The organism is Rhodococcus sp. EPR-157, assembly GCF_001647195.1.
Lineage (GTDB): Bacteria > Actinomycetota > Actinomycetes > Mycobacteriales > Mycobacteriaceae > Rhodococcoides.
In genome coordinates, this window is the sequence record NZ_LVCV01000075.1 from 1 (window position 1) to 3,570 (window position 3,570).

The window sequence follows — 3,570 nt, forward strand, 5'->3', positions numbered from 1 at the left end:
ACGCTGCCACCGACATGACGGCAGGGTTCGCACACTCGGCCAGGCAAGCCGACGGTTCGACCCGACCGGAACCCACTTTCGATCCGATCCACGTCGCCGACGCCGTCGCGCATCTCGTCGAATTGCCACTCGACGTCTCGGTCCCCACTATGACCATCATGGCCAACCGAATGCCCTACATGGGACGTGGCTGACGCCAAGGCTTGGCCGACTACGTTTCTGCGGCAGCTCAATTGAACGGCGTGCCACCGGTAACTGCGATCGTCTCGCCCGTTATGTAACTGGATTCTCCAGACGCGAGAAACACGTACGCGGGTGCGAGTTCCGCGGGTTGTCCCGGCCTGCCCAATGGCACGGCTTCACCGAAGTTCTCGTACTTCGAGGAGGGCATCGTCGCGGGAATGAGCGGTGTCCAGATCGGTCCTGGCGCTACTGCATTGACCCGAATGCCGCGTGAGGCAAGATCTCCCGCCAATCCCTTGGTGAAAGCAACTATTCCTGCCTTCGTCGTTGCATAGTCGAGTAACTCCGGTGACGGGTTGGACGCCTGTATGGATGCGGTATTGATGATGGTCGCACCGGGCATCATGATCGCGGAGGCCTGCTTCGAGATCCAGAACAGTGCGTAGAGATTGGTCTTGAGTACGCGGTCGAATTGTTCGGTGGTGATATCTGCGATGCCGCCCATCTGAGCCATCTGAAAAGCAGCGTTGTTGACTACGATGTCCAACCCGCCCATGGTTTCGAACGCGCTGGTCACAAGACGTGAGCACTGCGATTCGTCTCGGACGTCGCATGGTACTGCCGTTCCCGACCGGCCTGCTGCCTCGATCAGTTGGACCGTTGTTCGGGCGTCGCTTTCCTCCGCCTCTAGATACGTGATGACTACGTCGGCGCCCTCTCGCGCGAATGCGAGGGCTACAGCTCGGCCGATTCCCGAGTCGCCGCCTGTAATGAGCGCCTTGCGGCCACTCAAGCGATTGGAGCCCCGGTAGCTGTCCTCCCCGTGATCAGGTGCCGACACAAGATCTGCGGTCAAGCCTGGGTGCGGGATTTCCGCTTGACCAGCGCGGTCAGGCATCGGGAACGCGTTCTGGGGATCGCTTATGTGATGTTGGTCTGCCATATGGATGTCCTATCGTCGGGTTGAGTGATACCCGCCGATTCCGATTGCAATCGAACTGCGCTCCACATGCGTCCGCGGGACCGATACCGCGTCGGTGACGGTTCCAATTCAGGTGGACCCGACGCCTGGTTCCGTCCGTCGAATGTGTTCGGAAAGCTGCGCGGCCGGTCGTTCGGGTGACCGAATGAGTCGTTCGGTGCGGGCGGGGGAGCGACGCGCACCTTTCAGCCCGCGCGCAAGTTGCAACGCGTGCCGGGGCTGGAACCTGCGCGGCCGGTCGTTCGGGTGACCGAATGAGTCGTTCGGTGCGGGCGGGGGAGCGACGCTAGCGGGTCACACCGAACAGCAGTGACCTTCCGATTCTTCGTTCGGTGGTGCGGTCAGCCGGCAGAAGCACGATGACTCGATCGGTACGTCGGCCATCGCAACGGCAAGCTTCAACTGTTGTCCGACAATTGTGGCCTCGTCGTCGCGCCCGAGTATTCGGAGGCATTCGTGGTAGCCGTGAAGAGCCCACACGTTCGACGGATGCTGTTGTGCCCGAGGTAAAGTAGCGTCGAGTCCGAGATCGGCACGGTAAACCGCCGCCGCCTCCTTTATATTCCCCTGTTCGAGGAGCAAGGCGCCATACGCATGTCGAGTGGGCTGCATCCATCCCCATGGCTCGTCGTAGGGTAGACCGTCGTCCAACTCGATCGATCGGCGCAGGGCGTCGAAGGCCTTGTCGTAGTTACCTTTGCGATATTCGAGTTCGCCCTCCAACATCGCAGCGGCGACAGCCAGGATATCGAGACAGGTATTGTTGAAGAGCATTCGCGTCGGAGCGACTCGTGTCAGTGCGGCTGCGAACAATTCACTCTCGCGTTCCGCTGATTCGATCCGTGACGTTGCCGAGTATGCAACGCCTTTCGCGTAGTGCAGCATTGCAGTCGAGACGCAGTACAGGCTGTCGTCCGAGGGCATCGGCAAGTCGATGATGTCCTGCCAGCGACCGAATCTGATGTAGACATGAACGCGCATTGCCAGAAAACCTTCGAGCCAGTCTGCCATCGGCGGACTTTCGACTTGGAGCAGTTCGTCCGGAATAGCGGCTTCGAGCTGGCTTGCGGTGTCTACGGCAACCGCCGATTGCCCGAGGAACATGGCCCCGTAGATCTTGAAGTGGTAGTTGTGGGCGCGGTAGAGCGTATAGAAGTTCATCGGTCCCGCACGGTGCAGGAACTTCTCGTCTGCGACGATCGCGTCCGTGTTCGCGCTGACGACGCGGCGATAGTCGCCGCACAGAACATCCAGATGCGACGGCATGTGGTGAAGGTGGCCGGCATCGGGAACCAGTCCGCGCAGTCTGTCTGCAACGACCAATGCCTGTTCGGGTACGCCGGACATCTCCATGAGGTGGATGTACATGTGCAGTATTCCCGGGTGTACACGACCGTGGTCGGATTCGAGCGCGCGGTCCAAGACGGACTTGGCCTCCACTGCGCACGAGCCCGGCGTCGGTTCGCCGGTGCGGAGATCCCAGAGCTCCCAGGGAGTCAGGTTCATCAGTGCATCTGCGAACAACGTCGCGACGTCCAGATCATCGGGTTCGATGCGGTAGACCTCGCGCATGGCGTCGGCGTACTCGACATTCCACACAGCCCAGGGCGTTTGCTCAGAGTGTTCGCTTCGATCGTTGGGGAATCTGTGCTGCAGCGCCTTGACGAGTCCTATCTCCGTGATCGTGTGAGCATCTCCGAGCAACTCGGCGGCCTTGTCGACGGCACTGTGAGTACGAGCCATGGTCGTCGTCAGATCGGCGTCGTCGAAGAACTCCCAAGGCTTGTTGTAGTTGGGTCCCAGTGCGTACGCCAATCCCCAATAGCCCATCGCGCAGGACGGGTCGGCATCGATCGCGTTCTGGAAGCACTTCGCTGCCTCCTCGTGATTGAACGCATACGACCACACCAGCCCTCGGTCGAACCAGGTTTGCGCATCGGGAACCGAAGTTGTGATCCGTCGGGAGTGGCTTCCCAAGTCGTAGTAGTCGTCCACGTTGTCACGCCTCGATTCGGCCGGTAGATGGCGCACGATCGAAGCCTTTGCGGTCGTACAGTCGCGTGAACAGCAGTCCACCGACCAGACCGACCAGCAAACCGACTCCCGTCATCACAACAGCATGCAGAAGTCCGGAATCGAGTCGTGCGTTGAAGTACAGGATAGATCTGGTGCCGAGGAAGATTTGGTGCATCGGTTCGAACTGCGCCAGCCAGCCGTACAGCGCCGGGCTGGCTTCGAGCGGCAAGGTGCCTCCGGAGGACGGCAGAGCCAGAACGATGAACACCACGAGGTTGATGAGCAGCCCGGCTGTACCGAACGCCGACATCACCGACAATGCAGTGATACCGACTGCGATGATCACGAACACTCCGAACAGGTACAACGCGAACGAGTGAGGCGACGGC

3 protein-coding genes and 1 pseudogene are annotated in these 3,570 nt (G+C 60.4%); 1 reads left to right on the top strand and 3 read right to left on the bottom strand.

Going from position 1 to position 3,570, the window contains the following annotated elements; all coding sequences use genetic code 11:
* A pseudogene (locus A2J03_RS03190) lies at positions 1 to 194 on the top strand (short-chain dehydrogenase); the annotation flags it as partial.
* 35 nt (positions 195 to 229) lie between these two features.
* Here the strand turns inward: A2J03_RS03190 and A2J03_RS03195 are convergent.
* The 3 genes from A2J03_RS03195 to A2J03_RS03205 form a co-directional block, all read right to left on the bottom strand.
* Positions 230 to 1,126 (bottom strand): SDR family oxidoreductase, encoded by an 897-nt coding sequence (locus tag A2J03_RS03195; RefSeq protein WP_068369594.1) that lies wholly within the window; start codon positions 1,124 to 1,126, stop codon positions 230 to 232.
* A 333-nt stretch (positions 1,127 to 1,459) separates the two neighbouring features.
* Positions 1,460 to 3,196 carry a tetratricopeptide repeat protein gene (locus A2J03_RS03200; protein ID WP_197480602.1) on the bottom strand — a complete coding sequence of 579 codons (1,737 nt, stop codon included), beginning with the start codon at positions 3,194 to 3,196 and terminating at the stop codon, positions 1,460 to 1,462.
* On the bottom strand, positions 3,165 to 3,570 hold a 406-nt coding region (locus A2J03_RS03205), incomplete at its 5' end, for a DUF3533 domain-containing protein (protein ID WP_156520169.1). The genes A2J03_RS03200 and A2J03_RS03205, both read right to left, overlap by 32 nt.